At 70.7% G+C, this 1,834-nt stretch carries 2 protein-coding genes; one reads left to right on the top strand and one right to left on the bottom strand.

Going from position 1 to position 1,834, the window contains the following annotated elements:
• On the bottom strand, positions 1-1,120 hold a 1,120-nt coding region (locus tag KUTG_RS09665; RefSeq protein WP_084579110.1), incomplete at its 3' end, for an FAD-dependent oxidoreductase.
• Between the two features lie 85 nt (positions 1,121-1,205).
• Between KUTG_RS09665 and KUTG_RS09660 the strand changes: the two genes are divergently transcribed.
• Positions 1,206-1,834, top strand: a 629-nt coding sequence (locus tag KUTG_RS09660; RefSeq protein ID WP_043728796.1) for a TetR/AcrR family transcriptional regulator, incomplete at its 3' end; no start/stop codon positions are given.

The raw sequence follows: 1,834 nt of genomic DNA, 5'->3' as shown, positions 1-1,834 counted from the left end.
AGCCGAAGAACAGCGCGCTCACGGGCTCCACCGGGGCCGGCAGCGTCGGGTCGTCGGCCAGATCAGGCCGGCCACGCTGGGTGAAGAGCAGGAACTGTTGGTCCGCCAGGATCTTCGAGTACGGCCGGCGCTCGGGGTCGTGGCTGTCCAGCAGTCCCGGGCCCGCCTCGCCCTTGGTCACCATGGCCAGCTTCCAGGCCAGGCTGAAGCCGTCCATGATCGCCGTGTTGCCGCCGAACGCCCCCGTGGGCGGCATCATCCGGGCCGCGTCCCCGACCAGGAAGACCCGGTTGTCACGGAAGCGTTGCGCCACACCGTGCCTGGTCACCGAACGGCCGTGCGGAAGGTCGAGGATCTTCGGCTCCAGGTCGGGGATTCCCGTCGCCGTGCGGATGATCTGCTTCCAGTCCTTGGGACCGTCGACGTTCGACACCCCCAACGCGTATCGCCCCGGGACGTCCGTGCTGACCAGCACACCCGCCCCGCCCGGCAGTTCCGGGTTCAGCAGGTAGCACAGGAAGTGGTGCTGGCCTTGGAGATCCGCTTCGAACAGCGTGCCCGTCCCCTCGCCGAGCACGCCCCTCCCTTCGAGCTCGATGCCCAGGGCGTGGCGGATCGGGCTCCGGTGGCCGTCCGCCGCCACCATGTAGTCGGCCTCGATCGTCTCTTCCCCCGTGGCGTTCCTGATGGCCGCCGTGACGCCGTTGCCGTGCTGCTCGAACGACACCAGCTCCGTGCCGAACCTCAGGTCCGCGCCCAGTTCCCGCGCCCGGTCGGCCAGGATCGGCTCCATCCGCTCCTGGCTCACGTCGGCCCAGGGCGCCGGCGACAGGTGGCCGAAGTCCGGCGACTTGGCCAGGATCTCGGTCAGCACCGGCCCGGTCAGGCTCACCGCCCGGGTGATCCGGAACGTCCCGTCCTTGGGCGAGGCCGCGGTGACCTTCCCGTCGACGCCGGCCACCTTCAGCGCCTCCATGACGTGCGGGAACTGGCCCCTCGCCTTCGGGTGCACCGAGGTCGTCGGGTGCTTCTCCACCAGCACCGGCCTCACGCCGTGCAGCGCCAGGTACATCGCCGTCGACAGCCCCGACAGGCCGCCGCCCACCACTAACACCGTCATCGTCTCTCTCACCTTCGAACAGCGTTCGCTCTGGCGAACGCCGTTTCTAGCCGCGAACGGTGTTCGTGTCAACTAGAGTGAGGGTGTGCCGCTCCCGGAACCACCGTGGCGAAAGCCCGTGCGCCAGCAGCTCAGCCGCGAGCTGATCGTCGACACCGCGCTCGAGATCCTCGACCGGGAGGGCATGGACGCCCTGACCATGCGGCGCATCGCCACCGAGCTCGGCACCGGCGCCGCGTCGCTGTACGCGCACGTCAGCAACAAGGACGAGCTTCAGGAGCTCCTGCTCGAACGCGTGCTGTCCCAGGTTCCGCACGAGGCCCCCGACCCCGCTCGCTGGGCTTCTCAGCTCCGGGAGCTCTGCCGGCGCTCCCTCGACGCCCTGGTCACCCACCCCGGCATCGCGCAGGTCGCCCTGGCCACCGTCATCCCCACCGGCGAGGCGTCTTTCGCCCAGGCCGAGGCCATGCTCGGGCTCCTGCGGGCCTCCGGGCTGCCCGACGCCCACATCGCCGTCGCCTTCGACGTGCTCAGCCTCTACCTGACGGCCTACGCCGTCGAGGTCAACGCCGTGCGCTCGGGCCAGTTCCCCCCGGCCGAGATCGCCGAACGCACCCGGCAGCTCGGCGAGTACATGGCCTCCCTGCCGCCCGACCGCTTCCCGTCCCTGCTCGCCCTCGCCCCGCTGCTCGGCTCCGGCGACCCCGACACGCG

The organism is Kutzneria sp. 744, assembly GCF_000568255.1.
Taxonomy (GTDB): Bacteria; Actinomycetota; Actinomycetes; order Mycobacteriales; family Pseudonocardiaceae; genus Kutzneria.
The sequence above is the reverse complement of the archived record's forward strand: the minus strand, read 5'-3'. Positions and strand labels throughout refer to the sequence as shown.